Below are 18,987 nucleotides of genomic sequence, written 5' to 3' on the forward strand. Positions count from 1 at the left end.
GCGATCCTCGCAACTACCTCGCCTTTCTGGGCCTCGCCGCCACCCTGTGCTGCTACAAGCGATTGATCCGCCTCACCACATAGGACACGGTCTAAGTAGCGTGCGAGGTCATGCCCGCATGTTGCAGACGATCGGCGTCCGCTCAGCTCCACGTCCAGTTCTGTGGTGCGTCGTAGCCGATGTAGTCCCAGACGAGCACGGGGTCGCCGTCGTCGGCAGGGGTCCACCCGCCGAAGTTCTTGGCGTCTAGGTAGTCGCAGCCGCATCCGGCTTTGGCGCCGTTGCCTGCCTGGAGCACTGAGTCACCGGCGTAGCCATACCCCTGGTACCACAGCTGGTTGTCCCACCCGTTGCACGTCCACAGTTGCACTCGGTGCCCGTAGTAGTCGTAACCCGTGCCACCGACCGAACCACCGCTGATGTCCATGTCCAGGCACAGACCACTGCGCTGGTTCGTGATGGTGAAGATCGGGAGACCGTTCGGTTGGTAGCCCTGGATGTGGAAGATCCAGCCCTGCTGGGCCTGCTGGTTGCAGTGCCACATCTGGACTGTGTCGCCGTTTCGCCACGGATTCTGGACCGGGTCGTTGGCCACGTACGCGGCGTCCAGGCACATGTTGCTCGCGTACGCCGTGTCCAGGTTCCAGTTCCCCGGGCTCGCCTGCGCAGTCCCCCCGCTCAGGCTCACCAGTGCCAGCGAGGCCAGCGCAGCGACGCCCGCTCCGAGCTTCCGAGCCACCTTCATGACATCCCCCTACGGCTCCGTGTCTCGACCGAGACGGCAACAGTCTTGGGAGTGTATTGATTTGAGTCAATGAGGCGGCGGCAAGTGACATGCCAACGTCCGGTCAACGCCGTCCGCGACCCGCGGGTGGTGGCGGTGCCGCCGAAGGGAGTCCTGGATGATCCCGAGCGGCGGGCGTAGCCGTCGAGGTGCGCGGACAGCAGGTCAGCCCGACTGTCACTCACACGAGTGGCAGTCGGGCTGAAATCCGTACACCGCAAGCGCTTGGTGGTTCAATCGCGTCCACTTGGACACCGAGTGGACATCTCGACGAGGTCCAGGCCGCGTACCAACAGTTCGAGGACGTCACCACTCGACGGGCTGACGGTCGACCTCGGCGACGGCCGCTGGTTCAGCCTCCGCCCCTCCAACACCGAGCCGCTGCTGCGGCTCAACGCCGAAGCCCCTACCCAGGCCGCGGTCGACGCTCTGCGCGACGAGGTTCTGGCCCTGGTCCGTTCCTGACCGACCACCCGACAGCGGCGAGGGAGGGGAGACAGCCTTGGCTAGCCCGGCGGAAGAACCTTCCGCGTCCTCGGACGCCCCTGAGTCGCAGTCTTGTCGCCCGGCCCGTGACGCCTCCGCAATCGGCGCACGGGGCCGGGCCACGTCGGAGCCGCCAACAGCGTCCTGACGATCACGGAACCGATGGCACACTGATGGGCCCAACTTGCCTATCGAGTCTGGGAGATCACCTGATGAACGCCACCCCCGCCACCGACGCCCGGGGAGCCGACGAAGCCGAGGGACGTACAGGCGGCTGCCTCTGCGGTCGCATCCGCTTCATTGCACAGGGCCCCGCAGTCTTCCCCCACACCTGTGAATGTGGACATTGCCAAAAACTCGGCGGCACCCCCGTGATGTGGTGGGTGGGCTTCAAGACGATCACCTGGATCGGCGAGGGTGGCGAGCCGACCTGGTACGAGACCTTCCCCGGTGAGGCGAAGCGCGGCTTCTGCCCGACCTGCGGCAGCCGCGTCGCGGCGATCGACAGCGACATCCCGGAGATCGGCATCAACGTCACCGCCCTCGACGACACCAGCGGCGAAGACCTCGTGCCGATCCACGCCTCCTTCCACGACAACGCTGTGCGCTGGCTGCCCTCGGTAGCGAAGACAGAGCCCACCACGGCCAGCTGACCGAGAGCCGTACGGAAGTCGAAAGCAGTCGAGGGACGCTCAGGGCACTTCAGAACTGCGCGGGGCTACTTCCTGGATGAATTCGGGCTGCCGCCCCACCGAGACGAAAGCGGAAGCGAGAGCCAGAACTTTGGGATCAAGGCACGCAGCCCGGCTTGAGCGACGGTTGTCCCGATGCACGAGTGCGGCCCCCACCCGTAGCCGAGGTGGCGGTTCGGGGTGCGGTCCAGCACCAGGTGATCGGCCTGCGCGAACGCGGCCGGGTCGCGGTTGGCCGCCGCGAACAGCGGGACGATTCTGCCCGGGAGCGATGGCGATGCCGTTGATCCGGCAGGAGTGCACCGCCGTGCGCGTGGTGCCCTGCACCGGCCCGTCGAAGCGCACCAGTTCGTCCGCCCCCGTGGCCAGCAGTGCCCGGTCCCGCATCCGGCCGAGGGTTCCCGGGTGGGCGAGGAGGGTGTGGACGGCGTTGCCGACGGAGGTCGCCATCGTGCTGTAGCCGCCTTGGAACATCACCCGCGCCGTGTTCTTCACGTACAGCCGGGTCAGCGCGTCGCAGCCGGGTGCGGTGGCCTGCCGGACCCGGGCCAGCAGGCCGAGGCGGTCCGAGGCTGCGAACCAGGAGTCGACCAGGTCGCTCAGCTGCCGGCGGGCGACGCGGCCCGGTTCGACGAGCGTGGGGTCGAGGCCGCCGTCCATGCTCCGCATGATCGCGTCCGACACCGCGGCGAACTCTCCGTACGGCGGAGGCTCGACCCCCAGCAGATCCGCGACGACTGCCACGGACAGCGGCACCGCGATCTCGGCCACCACGTCGAACGGGCCCGCGCCGGCCAGCCGGTCGAGCTGTTTGCTCACCAGGAGGCGGGCACGGTCCTCCACGCCGGTCAGATCCTGGGCGCGCAGCGCGGTCATGAACAGGGGGCGGACTTGGCTCTGCTGCGGCGGGTCGAGGGTCTGCACGCTCAAGGACGGCTCTGGGGGCGTGCCCCCTGTGCGGCGCGGGTCGCGGGCGAAGCTCTCGTGGTCGCGCAGCACCCGCACGCAGTCCGCGTACCGGGTCAGCGCCCACGAATTCATGCCCGGGTGCCAGAACACCGGTGCGTGCTCGCGCAGTTCGGTCAGTACCGGGTAGGGGTCGCGCAGGATCTCCGGGTCCAGGGGGTCATAGCGGTCGGTCACAGATGGCATCGCACGTCCTTCCGGAGAGGGGAAGGCGGGCCCGCCGTCTCGGCCAGGCCCGCCCCGGACTTCTCGGGCTCAGTGGTCGTACGACATGGCAGCCCCTCCCTGTGCGTCGGTGACGGCGGGCGTACGGCGGCGGCGAAGGCACCCGGCCGGCCCTCGCCCGACAGGCGGGACAGACGCAGCCCGACGGGCGGAACAAGGCGAGGGGCGGTCGTCGCCGTGTTCCGCCTGGGCACACGGGTGCCGGGCGGAACACGACGAGTACAGCGGCCACTGGCCGCGGTGCACAGGGGAAATCGCTATCCCCGCCCTATCCCTGGCCTCTTCGAACAGCTCCCCCGGACGCGGAGCGGGTGGTGCAATGGGCGGGTGGTCAACGACATCCGCCACCCCCTCGCGCACGCCAGGAACGAGCGCGGCTGGTCGCAGGAGGAGCTGGCCCGCCGCATCCGGCAGGCCGCAGTACGACGTGGTCTGCGCTCGGGCACCCGGGGTTCACGGGTCTCCAAGTGGGAGACCGGCCGCGCCGACCCCGACGAGGACGAGTCCCAGCCGCTCATCGCCGAGGTCTTCGGCATCGACTACGCGGCCGTCGCCCATCTCGGCTGGCCCCACTGGCTCCCGGGCCAGGACAGACCGCTGCCTCTCGGTCCGCTCAACGCCGTCTCCTCACTGCGAGAGGCTCTGATGCCCTCCCTGGACCGCCGGTCGTTCATCGCCTACACCAGCAGCTCCCTGGCTGTTCTCGCCCATCAGTGGGCCGTCACCGAGTCCGGTCGGTTCGCCCGGATCGCCGCGCCCGGCGAAGTCGACACCGAGATGCTCGACTGGCTGGAAGCCACCGGGACAGAGCTGATCCGCCTCGCCACCGAACGCAGACGCCACACCAGTCATCTGCTCAACGCGCACCTCACCACCGTCACCGAGTTCATCAGCGAGTCCCGCTACACCCCCGCCGCCGGACAGCGGCTGCACACCCTGGCCGCCTCCCTCTCCCAGGCCATCGCCTGGCAGCACTTCGACGAACGCCGCCATGCCTCCGCCGGCCGCTTCTGGCACGCTGCCCTCCACACCGCCCACACCGCCCACCAACGCGACCTCGGCGCGGGCATCCTCTCCGACGTCGCATACCAACTGCTGTGGCTGGGGGACGCCCGCGCTGCGGCCGACATCCTCGACCACGCCATCCCCCGCACCCAGCACCCCACCGCACGGTCTCTTCTCCACCTGCGCCAGGCCCGCGCCCTCGCCGCCCTCGACGAGGGCGGCCTGTGCCGCCGGGCCCTCACCGCCGCCGAAAAGGCGCTCGACACCCCGTCGTACGATCCGGCTCCCGCCTGGTGCTCATGGATGTCCACTGCGGACCTCGCAGCAGACGGCGGCCGTTGTCTTGCGGATCTCGGCCAGCGGCGCCAGGCTCACCAGTTGATGGACGAGGGCATCACCCTGCTGACCGCCACCCGCTCCAAGACCAAATCCGTGTTCCTGACCTACCAGGCCGAGACCTACCTCCGCGACGGCGAACGGGAGATCGCCGCGGCGACCGCCACCCGCTCCCTCGACCTGGCCAGCCGGATCGAGGCGCCCCGGTGCGTGACCTCGCACCGGAACTGTCGCGCTACCCACACACGGCCGGCGTCAGCGAACTCCTCGAACGGCTCCGAGCCATCAGCTGAAACGCCGCCACCGGTCACCGACCTTGCTTACGAGGCTCGAACAGATGGGCCGTCAGCGCGCCAGCTGCACTTTGGTGATCTTCACCTACGGAAGCAAGGGCCAGAGATTCGCTCACGGTTACTCTCACGAACGACGGCACTGTGGGTGCCGATAAATCATCTGGCCTGGTCAAGCGGTACGTCGGTATTCATGAAGGGTTCCGCTGAGTCGGTCTCGTCGGCGGACTTCCAGGTACCTGATCTGTGCTGGCACGCTGATCGGTTTGGGTAGCGGTCGGAGCGGTGCGGCTTGGTTCAGGGCTCGGTGCGGCCGATGCCGGTTGTGGAAGGTCTCGAACTCGCGGAGCACATGTAGGAGGTGGCTCTGGTTCCAGATCAGGGTGCGGTTCAGGAGCTCGCTGCGGCAGGTCTGTATCCAGCGCTCCATGATGGAGTTCATTCGGGGTATTTGTATGCCAGTGGTGACGACTCTCAGTCCGGCGTCGGCCAGCAGGGCGTCGAAGGCCTGTGTGAACTTCGCGTCGCGGTCGCGGATCAGGAATCGGGCCCGGCTGCCCGCGTCCTCGAGGTCCATGAGGAGATTGCGTCCGAGCTGGACGACCCAGTCAGCGGTGGGGTGAGCGGTGGCGCCCAGGATCCGGATGCGCCGGGTGGAGTGCTCGATGACGGCGAAGACGTACAGACGCGCACCGGTCAAGGTGCGGGTCTCGAAGAAGTCACAGGCGAGCAGCGCGTCGGCCTGGTTGCGCAGGAAGTGGGCCCAGGTCGTGCTCTGCCGTTCGGGCGCAGGTGGGATGCCGTGCTCGCGGAGGATCTCCCAGACGGTGGAGGCGGCGACCTTGATGCCCAGCGTCGCGAGCTCGCCGTGGATCCGGCGATAGCCCCAGGAGGAATTCTCGTGAGCCAGGCGCAGGACCAGGGCGCGGATGGAGCGGACCGTGGGTGGGCGTCCGTGCCGCTCTGGCACGCAGGGGGCGGCGTGTTGTCGTTTGAACAGGTTGCGATGCCACCGCATGATTGTGTCCGGGCATACCAGCAGCTGGAGCTGGCGCAGCTTCTGCCTCGGCAGATGGTGGAGCAGGCCGGCGAGGATAGCGCGGTCGGTGTCTGTGAATGTTGGCTTCCCGACCTGGCGTTGCAGTACGAGCAGTTGGTGCCGCAGGGCAAGGATCTCGATGTCTTTGTTCCTGTCGCTCATCGGCAGCAGGCGCAGGAGCGACAGGGTGTTGGTCGCAGCGAGGTAGGCCAGGCGCAGCAGCACGATAGATCATGATGCCGTCTGCGTCTGGCCAGGTCGTGGAGACATCGGAGTTGTTGGCGAGCGCGGCCTGAGGGGCCAGTCGATCAAGGCCTCCACCTGGGCGGATGATTTATCGGCACCCGCAGTGCTGACACAGGCGTTTCCTCAGTCGCTGGTGGACGAGGTGTTGGCGGAGACGGGGCGGATGCAGCAGCGGAACCGGCTGTTGCCGGCCCGGCTGGTGGTCTACCGGTAGCGGGCGCCGAGGAAGGTGTCGGTGGGGGCGGCGGCCATGGCGGCCTCCCCGGGTGCGCCCTTGAGCCAGGGGTTGCCTTTGCCGGTGCGGCCGCGGCCGCGCTTGGCGCCGGACTGGATGATCCGTCGCGAGTAGTAGTGACGGGGCCGCTGGCTCCGTACGCGGCCAGCTTGTGCGCCGCGATGCTGCATCAGGCTATACGCCCATTTCAGCGCGAGAAGCGGCTCGGCTACCTCAGTCCGGTCGGGTTGGAGGAAAAGCACTACGCCGACCAGGGAACGGCCGAGCGAACGGACCTGAAACCCCGTCAACCCATCCTGACCAGCTGATCAACACCTCCCGCACGCCGGAGGCACCTCACAGGATGAAAACGGTTCACTTCAGCTTGGCTGTTTCTTTGGTGTCCTCAGGAGCGGTGAGCGGCAGGTATTTGCCGTCTCCTTGGACGTCTTCCTGGCCTTGGCGGCTGAGAATGAAGCGAATGAACTCCTCCACCGCGGGATCGGTCGGCACCCCGTTGTGCTCGTTGGTGTAGAAGTAGATGTTCCGCAGCAGCGGATAGGTGCGGTTCTGCACGTTGTCCCGGGTCAGTGGGACGTACGGACCGTTGTTCCCCTTGGAGATCGGCAGCGCCTTGGTCTGCGGGGTGAGGAAGTCGATCCCGGTATAGGCGATGCCGTGCGGGTCCTTGCTCAGGGCGGCCATGATTTTCGAACCTGCGAGCTGGAGTTTGTGATCCGGGCCGACGGAGTTGGCGAACTCCTGCATGGATTCGTTCCACACGTCGCCGCCGTGGAAGACTTTTCTCTGGATTTCGTCGGGGAAGTGGAAGTCCTTTGGGTAGCCGTAGACGTCGATCGGCGCGTTGGCCCATTTTCCGGTCAGCCCGAGCTGACCCCAGGTGCGGATGTTCGCCGATGCCGGGCGGGCGACCGACGGGTCCCAGTTCAAGCCCTTCCAGCCGCCGGTGCGGGCACCGCCGAAGATGCCGTCGAGCTGCTGGTAGTTCAGCTGGGTGATCGGGTTGTCCTTGTTGACCATGATGCCGATCGCCCAGCTCCAGCCGTCCACGTTGTACGAGCCGGTGCAGATCGTGACCTCGAGCGGCAGGCTGTTCATCTGCCGCTGGTACGGGGTGAGCTCCTGCCAGAGGATCTTGCGGCCCATCGGTGCGTCGTCGGCGACGCCGGTATAGAGCCCGCCGATGCCTTCCTCGGTGCTGTTCGCAGTGTCCTGGAACCTCACCTTCGGCTGGAACTTCCGGAACTGCTGTTCCCATTTCTGCATGAGGCCGCTGTCGGAGAAGTAGTTCGATCCCCATTGACGGATCGTTCCGGAAACCTGCTGGACCGGATGGTACTGCGGAATACCGTCGAGCTTGTACCGCGTCGTGTAGTAAACCCGGTGGGCCGGCCCGGAAATGGTCCTGGTGCGCGCGCACTGGTCGCCCAGGGACGATTTCGGGTCGACGTTCCTGCAGTAGTCGGAGGATCGCGATGCCGTCGAGGCAGTCGACGCCGCTGAGCCGGACGAACCGCCGGTGCACGATGCCAGCAAGGGGACGACGAGTGTCAGTGAGGTGCCCAGCCTCCAGTGGTATTTCATGCGAGCCATTGTGCTGACCGGCCTTGCGATGGGGTTCATGGTCGCTTCTCCGGCAGGGGTGCTGGATTGTTGACGACCGGATTATGGGCACAGCTTTGATGCCCGCCCTGGGTTGTGGTCGTAGTGGTCGCCGGCCAGGTTCCCGGTTCAACTGCCCGACCAGTAGTAGAGCTGCTCGGGCCGGCCTGTGCTGCCGTAGCGCAGCGTCCGTGTCACCAGTCCCTGGTGCGTGAGGTGTTCGAGGTACCGGCGGGCGGTGACGCGGGACAGCCCGACTCGTTCGGCCGCTTGAGAGGACGACAGTGGCTTGCTCGACTCGCGCAGCGCCTGCGCCACCGCAGACCACGAGTCGCGGCTCAGCCCCTTGGGCAGCGGCTCGGCCGCCGATCCGCGCAGCACGGCGAAGAAGCGGTCCACGTCCTGCTGTGCGGCCATGCCCCGGGCCGACAGCACATGCCGCCGGAACTCTGCGTACCGTTCGAGCTTTTCACGGAAGGCCGCGAAGGCGAAGGGTTTGATGAGGTATTGCACCACCCCGTGTGTGATGGCCTGCCGTACCGTCGGCACATCGCGGGACGCCGTTACCGCTATGACGTCCGGCGGCTCGGGGATCCGGGCACGCAGGGCGGCGCAGACCTCGAATCCGCTCATGTCGGGCAGCGCCAGGTCCAGCAGCACGAGGTTGACCGTATGCCGGGTGGCCTGCCGGATCGCCTGGGCGCCAGAGTGCGCCACCGCGGCGACGGCGAACCCGTCGACCATGCTGACGTAGGTGCAATGCGCGTCGGCGACACGGGGGTTGTCCTCGACTACCAGGGTGTGGATCATGCGATGATCTCCCGCTGCGCGATCACGTGAAGGCCGGACGATTGGGCGCCTGCGGACCCCGCCGGCCCGGCGAGGTCCGCGGGCGATACTGTGCCATGCGCTCGCTGTCTCTTCCGCTGTTCTGGTCCGGCGGCCTCCGCACGACCAGCGTTGCACGTCAGTTGTTCGTCCTGCTGGTGTGCATGGCGGTCACCGGCGTGACGGCCGCCTCGCTCTTCGCCTACGCCCGGGCCCGGCATGACAGCGAAGCCCAGGCGCGCCAGGTCGTGCTGGCGGTGGCCCGCACCCTGGCCGGCTGCCCCGATACCGCCCAGGCGCTGCGGCGGCACGACCCGTCGCAGGTTCTCCAGCCGCTGACCGCCTCGGTGCGCACCGCCAACGGTGTGGACTACGTGGGCGTGCTCTCCCCGGGTGGGATCCGCTACACCGACGCGCGCAGCAGCCGGATCGGGCAGCCGTTCCCCGGCGACCTGAGCCGCGCCCGGCACGGGCAGGAGATGCTGCAGACCTACCGGGACCGGCTCGGTCCCTCCGTCCGCGCTGTCGTGCCCGTCACCGACCACGGGCGCATAGTCGGCCTGGTCGCCGCGGTGATGACGCAGAAGCAGATCGGCGTGCTGTTCCAGCGTCGCATCCCCAGACTGCTGCTGGTGATCGGGGCCGGTCTCGGGGCTGCCGCGCTTGCCTCGCTGTTCGTCAGCCGGCGGCTGCGTCGGCTGACGCGCGGGCTCGGTCCGGTCGAGATCACGCGGCTGTACGAGCACCATGATGCGGTGCTGCACGCCATGCGGGAGGGACTGCTCGTCGTCGGGGCCGACCGGCGGCTACTGCTCGCCAACGACGAGGCGGCCCGGCTGCTGCACCTGGCCACCGCCGACGTGGGCCGGAGCGTTGCCGACCTGCCCGTGGACCAGCCGCTGCGGGACCTGCTGGCCTCCGGGCGGACCACGACGGACGAGATACACCTCACCGACGACCGCATCCTGGTGGTCAACCAGCAGATCGCCCGCCAGGATGGCCGGGTGCTGGGCACTGTCACCACCTTGCGAGACCGCACCGAGGTGCAGGCACTGACCGGTGAACTCGACTCGCTGCGCGGATTCGCCGAGTCGCTGCGTGCCCAAGCCCACGAGGCCGCCAACCGGCTGCACACCGTCATCACCCTGGTGGAAGTCGGCAAGCCGGATGAGGCCGTGGAGTTCGCCACCGGGGAACTCGCGATGAGCCAGCAGCTCACCGACCGCATACTCGGCGCCATCCAGGAGCAGGCCGTGGCCGCACTGCTGCTGGGGAAGACTGCGGCCGCGGACGAGAAGGGCGTCGCCCTCACCGTCACCGACGACACTGCGCTCGACACCGTCCGGATCGATCCTCGCGATCTCATCACGATCGTCGGCAACCTCATCGACAATGCGCTCGACGCCGCCCTGGCGGCACCCGCACCGCGACGCGTCACTGTGACGATTCGCAATGACGAGGACGCGGTGCTGGTCCGGGTCGCGGATTCCGGCGCCGGCCTGCCGCCGGAAGCCCTGCCGCATGCTTTCACTCCCGGCTGGTCGACCAAGCCGCCGGACCGGCCTCACGGCCGCGGCCTCGGACTCGCCCTGGTCCGGCAGGCCGTGCACCGCTACGCCGGCACGATCGATGTGACGAATGAAGCCGGAGCGGTCTTCACCGTGCGACTACCCGGTCCCGAGCCGGTATCGGGCCCGAATGCTGCCGTGCGGCAGCGCCGGTGACGGCATCGGCTGGCAGCCCTGCGCGTGGCGGGCGCTGCGCGATCTTGGTGGCTAATTTGAAGTGCGTCGCCGTGCCTGCGAGTTGGCCGTCGCCAAGTGCCGGTGGATGGGATCATGACGGTCTTTTCGCTTCTCGGTGGATCGGAGTGTGTGGTGTCGGTGCAGCCGCGGCCTTGGCCGGAGCCGGATCCGCAGGTGGCTGCGGCGATCCGGGCGATCTACCGGGGCCGGCGGGAGGTTCCGTTGCCGGTGCAGGTGCGTGACCGGCTGGGCGAACTGTTCCCGGACGCGGCGTTCGCCGAGGCGTTCGGCCGGGCGGGTAAGCCGGGCTGGTCCCCGGGCCGTCTTGCGCTGGTCACGGTGCTGCAGAAGGCGGCGACCGACCGGCAGGCTGCGGACGAGGTCCGCGAGAGCCTGGCCTGGAAGTACGCGCTCGGGTTGCGCCTGGAGGATCCGGGATTCGACCACAGCGTGCTGTCGGAGTTCCGCTCGCGGGTGGTCAGCCACGGGCTAGACATCTCATGTCGTTGGCGGGTCAAGTTCGGCGCTCATGCGGCCAGCGCGAGGTGGCCGATGAAGGCTCGCTCGGGGTCGTAGAGGGTGCGGTTCTGCAGGCAGCGGTAGAGGCAGCCGAGGAGCTTGTTGAACAGGTTCCGCAGAGCCGCGGTGTGGCGTTCGCCGCCGTCTCGCCGGCGGTCGGAGTGGGCCCGCGGTTCCTGGGACCGGAGGGCGGCGAACGCCCACATGTAGCCGGCGGCGGCCAGTCTGCGGTTCTTGACCGTGCGGGCGACCACGACGTGGCTGCGGCCGGAGGCGCGGGTAACCGGTGCGGCGCCGGCGTAGGCCTTGACGGCCTTGGCGTCGGCGAACCGGGTGCGGTCGTCGCCAAGTTCGGCCAGCACCCGGGCACCGGACAATACGGACAGTCCTGGAAGGCTGGTGATGATCTCCGCGTCCGGATGGGACAGGAAGGCATCCTCCGTGGCCTGGGCGAGGTCGTCACAGCTCCTGCAGGCGGCGTCGAGCTGTTGCAGGAGGGCTGCGGTCTGGCGGCCCATGGCCTGCTCGACCATCGGCAGCTGTCGCAGCTGTTCGGAGCGGAACAGCTCTCGCAGGCGCTCGATCTCCTCGTCGATGGAACGGCGAAGGCGGCCGGCCCGGTTGAGGATGGCACGCAGTTGGCTGCGGGTGAGTTTCGCGGCGGTGGCGGGTGCCGGGGCCGCGCTGAGGATCGCGCGGGCGTGGGCGGAGTCGAGGCCGAGCCTCCCGTTTCCGTGGAAGGCCAGCAGCGCGGCGGGGTAGTACTCGCGCAGGTGGGAGCGGAGCCGGTTGACGAGCTGGCCCTTGTCCCAGACGGCGTCCTGGTGGGCGCGGGCCAGAACGGTGACGGCCTGGCCGGGCTCGCTGTCGGCGGGCAGCGGTCGGTGCGTCCGGTTGTCGGTCCGCAGGATGTTGGCCAGGGCCCGGGCGTCGGCGGCATCCGACTTCGCCCGGGAGACGCTGGCACGGTCCCGGTAGCGGGCGGCCGCGAGCGGGTTGATCGCGTAGACCTGGCGGCCGGTGGCTCGCAGGCAGGCGACCAGGAGGCCACGGGGTGTCTCGATGGCGACCGGGATCGGGGCCTCCGGGTTGTCGCCGTGGCGGGACAACAGTTCGAGCAGGGCCTGGAAGCCCGCGCTGTCGTCGCTGATCCGCAGCTTGGCCAGCTGGCTGCCGTCCTGGTCGACCAGGGCTATGTCGTGGTGCCCTTCCGCCCAGTCGATCCCGCAGAACACTCGGCTCAACGTTGCTCTCCTTCTTGGGTGGGAACGCGTATGCGCAGGTCAGCTCCCTGCGGAGCACGCGGCGCTCTAATAGAAGTGCTCCAGGGCACGCCATCTCATGAGCCGTTCGTGTCTCCAGCGGCCTGCAGGGACCTCGGTCTGCTGGAGAGCTCTCGGCTCGCGAACGTCTGAGAGGTCAGCCCCTGCCGGCGGGCTGAGGACATGAAAACCGCCGCAGCAAGCGGCGCCGGGCCGGGCCTGTCTCGTCTCGGGGATCGAGTCCCGAATGGTGCTTGGGCCTCCGCCCGGCGGCGCCTGCGGTGACGGGGCCGGTCTAGCCCTGGGGATCTTCGTCCCGGAACGGCGGTAGGCCTCCGTCACCTGTACCGGTGGGCCATTGTGCTCGCGCATTCAGGCTCACCGACGAGCTATTAGAAGAGTGGGTGCTGGACCTACTGCTGGAGCGGCTGACAGCGCTGGACCTGCTGACGGCGGGCGGGAGTCAGCGCACCGACTCCACGCACATCGTGTCGGCGGTGCGGGACCTGAACCGGCTGGAGCTGGTCGGCGAGAGCGTCCGAGCTGCGTTGAACGCGCTCGCCGCCGCCTGCCCCGACTGGGGGACCAGGTGCTGTCGGTGGACGACTGGAGCCATCGCTATGGAGATCGGGTGGACAGCTGGCGGCTGCCGACCTCCAAGACCAAGCAGGACGAACTCGCGCTCGCCTACGCGCAGGACGGCTACACGCTGCTGCAGGCCGTGTACGCGCCCGCCTCGCCCGTATGGCTGCGCGAACTGCCCGCGGTTCAGACCCTGCGGCGGGTACTGGTGCAGAACTTCACCCGCACCGCCGACCGCGTCGGCAGGCTGCGGATCCGGCGGCGTGAGCGCGCCGAGGACGGGGGCGACGGCCTGCCGCCCGCCCCATCCCGCCTGGTCTCCCCCTACGACACCGACACCCGCTGGTCTGCCAAGCGCGAGACGTTCTGGAACGGCTACAAGCTCCACGTCTCCGAGACCTGCCACCCACAGGCTGAAGGCGACCGGCCCACCCGCCCGAACCTGATCACCAACGTCACCACCACCTGCTCGACCCTGCCGGACAGCAAGGCCCTGAGCGCGATCCACCAGGGCCTGCCCCGGCGCCACCTACTGCCCGCGCGGCACTACCTCGACTCCGGCTACCCCAGCGCCGAGCTCATCGTGTCCGCCGCCAGACCTATGGCATCGCCCTGGTCACGCCGGTCCTGCTCGACACCTCCCGCCAGGCCAAGGCCCGACAAGGCTTCGCGGCCCACGACTTCACCATCGACTGGGAGAGGGGTATCCGGATCATCGGCCGCAAAAACAACGGATATGGCTGATCTGGGGCGATGTGGTCACTCGGCGGACTGGGTAGGGCGAGGTAGTTGGCCCCGGTCTCCTATCTCTGACCCACAGTGCAAAGTAGCCGCGCGGGGCTGGCACCGCGTCTGAGCGATGTGGCGCCCGTGTTACGGAAGTTGGCGCCGCGTAGCAAGATCTGCCACATCCAACAGTCGCCTCAGGAAGCGATGACGTCCGGCCGCGATCGGGTCAGGCGCCGGGCTGCCTCCACGACAAAGGCGCGCCTTCGGGCCCGCTCGTCCGGGTCGGCGGCCTCAGCACCGGTCATCATGGTGGCGAGTTGCGGGACGCTGAACCACCACGCCGCGAGTCCGATGATCATGAACATGAGGTGGCCGGCGTCGATGCCGCTGTCGATGGTCCCGTCGCGTTGGGCCTGGGCGGTGGCGGCGACCTTGCGGCTGTAGTGCTCGACGCGGACGGTGGCGTTGACCGGTGGCGCGCCGCGCAGGCCTTCCCACTGCAGTAGGCGCGCCAGTTCGGGGTGCCGGGCGTAGTAGTCGAAGGTGCGGCCGGCGACATCGCCCATGTCGCCGAAGCTCAGGCCGTCCGGGGCGACGACGCGGGAGAGTTCCTCCAGGGCCTCGGTGAGCACCTCGTCGAAGAGGGCGTCCTTGTCGCCGAAGTAGGCGTAGAGCCGTTCCTTGTTGACGCCGGCCCGAGCGGCGATGCGGGTCACGGTGGTGCCGTCGGACCCGTGCTCGGCGAACTCGACCAGCGCGGCTTCCCGGAGCAGGCGGCGAGTGTCGTCGACGGTTCGCTTCATATGCGAAGGCTAGCACCGACGCCAACGTTGCCGTTGGCGGTGACCGGGTACTACGATCCGAATGACCAACGCCAACGTTGGCGTTGTAGACGAGTGGAGACACCTGATGGCTCTGACCGAAACGACGGCAACACCGACCGGGACGGCATTGTGGACGCGGTCACCCGGATCGTCGAGGGAATCGACTTCGGCGACGAGGAGCTGCTGCGTTCCGCCTTCACCGAGGACGCGGTGTTTGACCTCGGCGGCATTGACCACAGCATCCACGTGTTCGAGCCCTACGTCGGCCGCGGACAGGTCGTCGAGACGCTGATGCGGACTGTGGGAACGGCGATGGACACCTTCCACGCCCTGTCCAACATCCGAGTGTGGGTGGACGGCGACACCGCCAAACTGACCTGCTACCTGATCGGACAGCACCACCGAACCGGCGAAGGGCCGTCGGTCGAGTTCCAGGACCACCTGCTGCTGGGCAACCGGTTCGAGACCGACCTGGTCCGCGACCACGACCACGTGTGGCTGGTCCGCCGCAACCGGATCAGCTCGCGCTGGTCGGTGGGCAATCCCGCAGCGGCCAAGATCCCCGTCGAGCAATGACCGTCGAACCCGCGTCGAGAACACCACCAGGAATGGGGGTCTGGACATGCGTGCGATCGGCCTGACCGAGTTCGGCGGCCCCGACGTGCTGCGAGTGATCGACCTGCCCGATCCCGTCCCAGGCCCCGGCGAGGTGCGAATCCGCGTGCACGCCGCCGCGGTCAACCCCACCGACACCATGCTGCGCGCCGGCGCCCTGAAGGCATGGTTCGACGGTCGCCCCGGTCCCTACGTGCCAGGTATGGACGCCGCCGGCGTGGTCGACGCGATCGGCCCGGACACCGACACCTCGCTCCGGCCCGGTGATCCGGTGGTCGCGATCCTGCAGGCATATGGCCCGCGCGGCGGTGCCTACGCCGAACTCGTTGTGGCGCCGGCGGAATCAGTAGTCTCGATGCCGTCCAGCGCGGACTTCCCTGCCGCGTCGACACTGCTGATGAACGCCCTGACCGCCCGGCGCGCGCTGGATCTGGTGGCCGTGCCGGCCGGCGGCACCATCGCGGTGACCGGAGCGGCCGGCGCCTTCGGCGGATACGCGGTGCAGCTGGCCAAGTCCGGAGGGCTGCGGGTGTTCGCAGACGCCTCGGAGGCCGACAGTCGGCTGGTGAAGGAATTGGGCGCGGACGAGGTCGTGTCCCGGGGCGACGGCGTCGCCGCCCGGTTCCGCGCGCTCGTGCCGGACGGGGTGGACGCTGTGATCGACGGCGCCGCGCAGCACGGACTGGTCGTTGCGGCGGTCCGGGACGGTGGCGGGCTTGCCGTCGTCCGCTTCTGGGACGGCCCCGTCGACCGCGGTGTCCAACTGCACAAGGTCTTGGTCACCGATGTGGCGACTGACCACGCCCGCCTGCTTCGGCTGCGGGATCAGGCCAGCGCGGGCGAGTTGACGCTGCGGGTGGCCGACGTGCTGCCGGCCGACCAGGCCGCCGACGCCCACCGACGGCTGGCCGCGGGCGGTGTTCGCGGGCGTCTGGTCCTGGATTTCACTGCCTTCTGACGCGCCCACTGCGGAAATGCAGGGTCATGGAGCAGCCAGGGGTCCCAGTAGTTCTCGCCGAGAAAACAACGCCAAGGACTAAGCTTGATCATTAACCTCGCTGCTGTTTCAGGCGGACATGTTCGGTGAGGGTTTCGATTCGTTTCACGGTCTTGCCGGGCTCGTGACGTGGGGCTGACCTGCGGTTCTTCGAGCCGGGTGGGCGTCCGGGTCCGGGCTTGGAGGGTCTGGGCACGCTGGCGGGACGGGCGGTCTTCACGCGGAGGTGGCGGAACCCCCGGCGGACTCGGGCCGGGGTGAGCCGACGTGGCTCGCTGGGTCGTTCCCAGGGTCGGCGCAGGTCCTCGGCGAGTGGCCGGGCGAGGCGGAGTTGAGTGTGGGCGGCGATGATCAGCCACGTCCACAGGTCGGCCGTGTGCGGGTCGCGGACTTTGGGGACGGTCCAGCCCAGGGTCTGTTTGAACAGCCGGAAGGTGTGTTCAAGATCGAATCTGCGGAGGAATGCCTGCCAGCGGACATCGACGTCTGCGCCGGTCATCCCGGTGCGCGAGGACCACAGCCACAGCGGCTTCGGGTCGCGGTCACCGGGCAGGTGCTCGACCTTCAGCCGGATCAACGTGCCGTGGACCAAGGGGAGTTCACCGCAGTGGTCGAGCCAGGGGCCACGGGCCTGCAGGCGGGGGTGCATCCGGTCCCAGGCGAGGGCTTCGGCCGTGCCGTAGCGGGTGGTGTCGCACGTCGTGGCCTGGTCGGGGGGACTGCCCTGGCTACTGAGAGCTACTTGTCACCTCGCGGCAGCTTCGGGAACACAGGGCCGTCACAGGTGCGTCGCCCGGCGTAGCAGACGGTCGATGTTCTCGCGGCTGCGTCTGTCGGTGGGTGTCTGGACGACGAGGCGGACGCCGGGGTGGTCGGTCAGTTCCATGCTGGTGGCACGCAGGCTCACTTCGCCGATCCCCGTGATGTCGTAGCGCTTGTCGCACAGGTGCGGTGGAGCGACGTCGTGTGTGGCCCAGAGCCGAGAGAACAGCGGGCTGGCGGTGCACAGACGGGCGACGAAGTCCTGCCATCGCGGGTCGCCCGCGTTCTGGCTGTAGCGATAGCGGAACCCTGCCACGGCCTCGGGCGCCTGCTCGTCGCGGTTGACGATGCGGGGCTGCCCCTCCGGTGCCGCGAAGAGCTGCCAGAGGGTGTTGCGCTTGCCGGGCGGAGCACTGACCAGAGCGGGGTGCAGGGCCGCGTATGCGCGGTTCCAGCGCAGCACGTCGGTGCGGGCGTCGACCAGCATGGCGGGCAACGGGTCCAGGGCTCCCAGGACGCTGTCGAGGTGGCCGGGGAGCTCGGTCGGCGGATCACTGATGGCCGGAGGCTGGGGGACCTCGGCCAGACGGTAGAGGTGGTCGCGCTCGGCGGCATCCAGAAACAGCGTGCGGGCCACCGCGTCGAGCACCTGCGAGCTGACGTTGATCGGCCGCCCCTGCTCCAGCCACGTGTACCAGGTGATGCCGACACCGGCCAGCTGGGCGACCTCCTCGCGGCGCAGTCCGGGGGTGCGCCGACGGACTGTCGCGGGTATGCCGACGTCCTCGGGTGAGACCCGCGCGCGTCGTGAGCGCAGGAAATCCCGTAGTTCGGTCCGGTTCGTGGTTGTCGGCACAGGTCCACTGTGCCAGAGCCGGGAGGCGTCGGCCTGGTGCTGCCAGTACCAGTATCAGCAGGCTTCTGGCACCGGTGTCAGCACAGGCGCAGGCTCGTACCGCCTGTGCTCCTCAGGACTTTTCCGGGACGTTTTGCACGACGTTCTCCCAAGGACGGCTACCCAGATGAACGGACGACGAGCTCCATGAGCAACGCATTTCACAACAAGGTCGCGGTCGTGACGGGTGGAAGTGCCGGTATCGGCCACGTCACCGCGCGGAAGATCGCCGAAGGGGGCGGCAGCGTCTACATCACGGGACGGGACCAGGACGCCCTGACGGCGGCGGCCGCGGACATACCGGGTGATGCCATCGGGGTGCGGGCCGACTCGCGCTCGGCCGACGACCTCGACCGGCTCTTCGCACAGGTAGAGCGGCGCAGCGGCCGGCTGGACGTGCTGGTCGTCAACGCGGCGGCGATCGCGACCGCACCGCTGGGAACCATCACCGAGGACGTCATCAGGACGGTCTTCGACGTCAACATCACCGGCACGATCATGACCGTCCAGAAGGCGCTGCCGCTGCTGGCGGACGGTGGTGTCATCGTCCTCACCGGCTCGATGGCCGCTCACAAGGCGTCGCGCGGGCGGAGTCTCTACGCGGCCTCCAAGGCCGGGGTCCGCGCTCTCGCCCGTACCTGGGCCCTTGAGCTGACCCCACGCGGGATCCGGGTGAACGTGGTGAGCCCGGGCCCGACGGATACGCCCGGTATCGCGCAGCTGGCCGCCACCGCCGAGGAACGTGAGGCGCTCATCGCCACGATGGGCACCGGGACCCCTATGACCCGGGCCGGTACCGCGGAAGAGGTCGCCGCCGTGATCGCCTTCGTCGCCTCGGACGCGGCCTCCCACGTCAACGGCGCCGACTACCAGGTCGACGGCGGTTACGGCCAGGTCTGACACCCTCATGGGGCCGTCACGGACTACCTGGAACTCGTTCGGCCTAACGAAGAGGCCGGGCACGAAGCAACGGGACGAACAGAGGACCGACGGCTACTTTGCACCGTGGGTCAGGGATAGGACACCGGGGCCGATCCGCAAGTGCTCCGACAGCCGCACCACCGCCGCCACCGGCGCCGAGGCGACGTCGTCCGGAACGAACCCGAGCCACGGCAGCGTGCACAGCTGGACCGCCAGCCCCAGCCGGTCCTTCGGGCTACGACCACGGCCCGGATCGATGAACCCCACGTCCGCCGGCGTCAGCGTGAAGAACCGGATCAGCTCTTCCTTGTTGATCTCCGGAAAGCCGCGCAGCCGCGCCAGCTCATCATCCGCGAACACACGGGTCGCCACCGAGAACCCCCACCACACGCAGTCACATGC

General features: G+C 68.6%; 17 protein-coding genes and 4 pseudogenes. 10 read left to right on the forward strand and 11 right to left on the reverse strand.

All coding sequences use genetic code 11. The features are described from left to right. Window positions 1-142 precede the first annotated feature (142 nt). A complete protein-coding gene (locus ACZ60X_RS43045; RefSeq protein ID WP_275884116.1) occupies window positions 143-745 on the reverse strand; it encodes an RICIN domain-containing protein in 603 nt (200 codons plus the stop codon). A 351-nt stretch (window positions 746-1,096) separates the two neighbouring features. Here ACZ60X_RS43045 and manB point away from each other — a divergent pair. Further along, window positions 1,097-1,249 (forward strand): annotated as a pseudogene (gene manB, locus ACZ60X_RS43050) (phosphomannomutase/phosphoglucomutase); the annotation flags it as partial. A 233-nt stretch (window positions 1,250-1,482) separates the two neighbouring features. Next, complete coding sequence (locus ACZ60X_RS43055) at window positions 1,483-1,923, forward strand: GFA family protein (RefSeq protein WP_469611154.1); 441 nt, start codon at window positions 1,483-1,485, stop codon at window positions 1,921-1,923. A gap of 39 nt (window positions 1,924-1,962) precedes the next feature. Here ACZ60X_RS43055 and ACZ60X_RS43060 read toward each other — a convergent pair whose 3' ends face one another. Beyond that, a complete protein-coding gene (locus tag ACZ60X_RS43060) occupies window positions 1,963-3,114 on the reverse strand; it encodes a cytochrome P450 (protein ID WP_469611156.1) in 1,152 nt (383 codons plus the stop codon). Between the two features lie 366 nt (window positions 3,115-3,480). On the opposite strand from ACZ60X_RS43060, the gene ACZ60X_RS43065 reads away from it, so the two are divergent. Next, window positions 3,481-5,058 carry a helix-turn-helix domain-containing protein gene (locus ACZ60X_RS43065; protein ID WP_469611159.1) on the forward strand — a complete coding sequence of 526 codons (1,578 nt, stop codon included), beginning with the start codon at window positions 3,481-3,483 and terminating at the stop codon, window positions 5,056-5,058. On the opposite strand, the gene ACZ60X_RS43070 is transcribed toward ACZ60X_RS43065, so the two are convergent. After that, window positions 4,957-6,048, reverse strand: coding sequence for an integrase core domain-containing protein (locus ACZ60X_RS43070; protein WP_469611161.1), 1,092 nt, complete (start codon window positions 6,046-6,048; stop codon window positions 4,957-4,959). The two genes, ACZ60X_RS43065 and ACZ60X_RS43070, sit on opposite strands and share 102 nt — an antisense overlap. Before the next feature lie 124 nt (window positions 6,049-6,172). Between ACZ60X_RS43070 and ACZ60X_RS43075 the strand changes: the two are divergent. Continuing rightward, window positions 6,173-6,277, forward strand: a pseudogene (locus tag ACZ60X_RS43075) (transposase domain-containing protein); the annotation flags it as partial. On the opposite strand, the gene ACZ60X_RS43080 reads toward ACZ60X_RS43075, so the two are convergent. From ACZ60X_RS43080 to ACZ60X_RS43090, 3 genes are all read right to left on the reverse strand, one after another. Further along, the gene (locus ACZ60X_RS43080) at window positions 6,274-6,474 is read right to left on the reverse strand and encodes a hypothetical protein (protein WP_469611163.1); all 201 of its coding nucleotides are present in this window, start codon (window positions 6,472-6,474) and stop codon (window positions 6,274-6,276) included. The pseudogene ACZ60X_RS43075 and the gene ACZ60X_RS43080 sit on opposite strands and share 4 nt — an antisense overlap. A 184-nt stretch (window positions 6,475-6,658) precedes the next feature. Then, the gene (locus ACZ60X_RS43085; RefSeq protein WP_469611165.1) at window positions 6,659-7,888 is read right to left on the reverse strand and encodes a PstS family phosphate ABC transporter substrate-binding protein; all 1,230 of its coding nucleotides are present in this window, start codon (window positions 7,886-7,888) and stop codon (window positions 6,659-6,661) included. A gap of 147 nt (window positions 7,889-8,035) precedes the next feature. Next, window positions 8,036-8,716, reverse strand: coding sequence for a response regulator (locus tag ACZ60X_RS43090; protein WP_469611167.1), 681 nt, complete (start codon window positions 8,714-8,716; stop codon window positions 8,036-8,038). Window positions 8,717-8,811: 95 nt separating this feature from the next. Here ACZ60X_RS43090 and ACZ60X_RS43095 point away from each other — a divergent pair, with 95 nt between their 5' ends. Then, window positions 8,812-10,458: a sensor histidine kinase gene (locus ACZ60X_RS43095; RefSeq protein WP_469611169.1), complete on the forward strand. Its 1,647-nt coding sequence runs from the start codon at window positions 8,812-8,814 to the stop codon at window positions 10,456-10,458. Window positions 10,459-10,617: 159 nt separating this feature from the next. Further along, window positions 10,618-10,956, forward strand: a pseudogene (locus ACZ60X_RS43100) (transposase); the annotation flags it as partial. 50 nt (window positions 10,957-11,006) lie between these two features. On the opposite strand, the gene ACZ60X_RS43105 reads toward ACZ60X_RS43100, so the two are convergent. Further along, complete coding sequence (locus ACZ60X_RS43105) at window positions 11,007-12,242, reverse strand: IS110 family RNA-guided transposase (protein ID WP_469611172.1); 1,236 nt, start codon at window positions 12,240-12,242, stop codon at window positions 11,007-11,009. 616 nt (window positions 12,243-12,858) lie between these two features. On the opposite strand from ACZ60X_RS43105, the gene ACZ60X_RS43110 reads away from it, so the two are divergent. Then, window positions 12,859-13,698, forward strand: a complete 840-nt coding sequence (locus ACZ60X_RS43110) for a hypothetical protein (protein WP_469611174.1) — start codon at window positions 12,859-12,861, stop codon at window positions 13,696-13,698. Window positions 13,699-13,765: 67 nt separating this feature from the next. Here the strand turns inward: ACZ60X_RS43110 and ACZ60X_RS43115 are convergent, their stop codons facing one another. After that, complete coding sequence (locus ACZ60X_RS43115) at window positions 13,766-14,374, reverse strand: TetR/AcrR family transcriptional regulator (RefSeq protein ID WP_469611176.1); 609 nt, start codon at window positions 14,372-14,374, stop codon at window positions 13,766-13,768. 39 nt (window positions 14,375-14,413) lie between these two features. Between ACZ60X_RS43115 and ACZ60X_RS43120 the strand changes: the two genes are divergently transcribed. Then, window positions 14,414-14,971 (forward strand): nuclear transport factor 2 family protein, encoded by a 558-nt coding sequence (locus ACZ60X_RS43120; RefSeq protein ID WP_469611178.1) that lies wholly within the window; start codon window positions 14,414-14,416, stop codon window positions 14,969-14,971. Between the two features lie 46 nt (window positions 14,972-15,017). After that, a complete protein-coding gene (locus ACZ60X_RS43125; protein ID WP_469611181.1) occupies window positions 15,018-15,968 on the forward strand; it encodes an NADP-dependent oxidoreductase in 951 nt (316 codons plus the stop codon). A gap of 91 nt (window positions 15,969-16,059) precedes the next feature. Here the strand turns inward: ACZ60X_RS43125 and ACZ60X_RS43130 are convergent. Next, window positions 16,060-16,722, reverse strand: a pseudogene (locus ACZ60X_RS43130) (NF041680 family putative transposase); the annotation flags it as partial. A 63-nt stretch (window positions 16,723-16,785) separates the two neighbouring features. Next, entirely contained in the window at window positions 16,786-17,625 is an 840-nt protein-coding gene (locus ACZ60X_RS43135) for a helix-turn-helix transcriptional regulator (protein ID WP_469611183.1), read from the reverse strand. Window positions 17,626-17,811: 186 nt separating this feature from the next. Here ACZ60X_RS43135 and ACZ60X_RS43140 point away from each other — a divergent pair, with 186 nt between their 5' ends. Next, window positions 17,812-18,564, forward strand: a complete 753-nt coding sequence (locus ACZ60X_RS43140) for an SDR family NAD(P)-dependent oxidoreductase (RefSeq protein ID WP_469611185.1) — start codon at window positions 17,812-17,814, stop codon at window positions 18,562-18,564. Window positions 18,565-18,657: 93 nt separating this feature from the next. Here the strand turns inward: ACZ60X_RS43140 and ACZ60X_RS43145 are convergent, their stop codons facing one another. Then, window positions 18,658-18,957 carry a DUF4158 domain-containing protein gene (locus ACZ60X_RS43145; RefSeq protein ID WP_469611187.1) on the reverse strand — a complete coding sequence of 100 codons (300 nt, stop codon included), beginning with the start codon at window positions 18,955-18,957 and terminating at the stop codon, window positions 18,658-18,660. Between the last annotated feature and the right edge of the window lie 30 nt (window positions 18,958-18,987).

This window comes from Streptomyces sp. NPDC104106, from assembly GCF_055584345.1.

Coding starts and splice junctions, on each gene's coding strand:
- ACZ60X_RS43095 (WP_469611169.1), top strand. CDS start 8,812: ATGCGCTCGCTGTCTCTTCCGCTGTTCTGGTCCGGCGGCCTCCGCACG.
- ACZ60X_RS43055 (WP_469611154.1), top strand. CDS start 1,483: ATGAACGCCACCCCCGCCACCGACGCCCGGGGAGCCGACGAAGCCGAG.
- ACZ60X_RS43085 (WP_469611165.1), bottom strand. CDS start 7,888: ATGAAATACCACTGGAGGCTGGGCACCTCACTGACACTCGTCGTCCCC.
- ACZ60X_RS43080 (WP_469611163.1), bottom strand. CDS start 6,474: ATGCAGCATCGCGGCGCACAAGCTGGCCGCGTACGGAGCCAGCGGCCC.
- ACZ60X_RS43045 (WP_275884116.1), bottom strand. CDS start 745: ATGAAGGTGGCTCGGAAGCTCGGAGCGGGCGTCGCTGCGCTGGCCTCG.
- ACZ60X_RS43125 (WP_469611181.1), top strand. CDS start 15,018: ATGCGTGCGATCGGCCTGACCGAGTTCGGCGGCCCCGACGTGCTGCGA.
- ACZ60X_RS43090 (WP_469611167.1), bottom strand. CDS start 8,716: ATGATCCACACCCTGGTAGTCGAGGACAACCCCCGTGTCGCCGACGCG.
- ACZ60X_RS43115 (WP_469611176.1), bottom strand. CDS start 14,374: ATGAAGCGAACCGTCGACGACACTCGCCGCCTGCTCCGGGAAGCCGCG.
- ACZ60X_RS43140 (WP_469611185.1), top strand. CDS start 17,812: ATGAGCAACGCATTTCACAACAAGGTCGCGGTCGTGACGGGTGGAAGT.
- ACZ60X_RS43060 (WP_469611156.1), bottom strand. CDS start 3,114: ATGCCATCTGTGACCGACCGCTATGACCCCCTGGACCCGGAGATCCTG.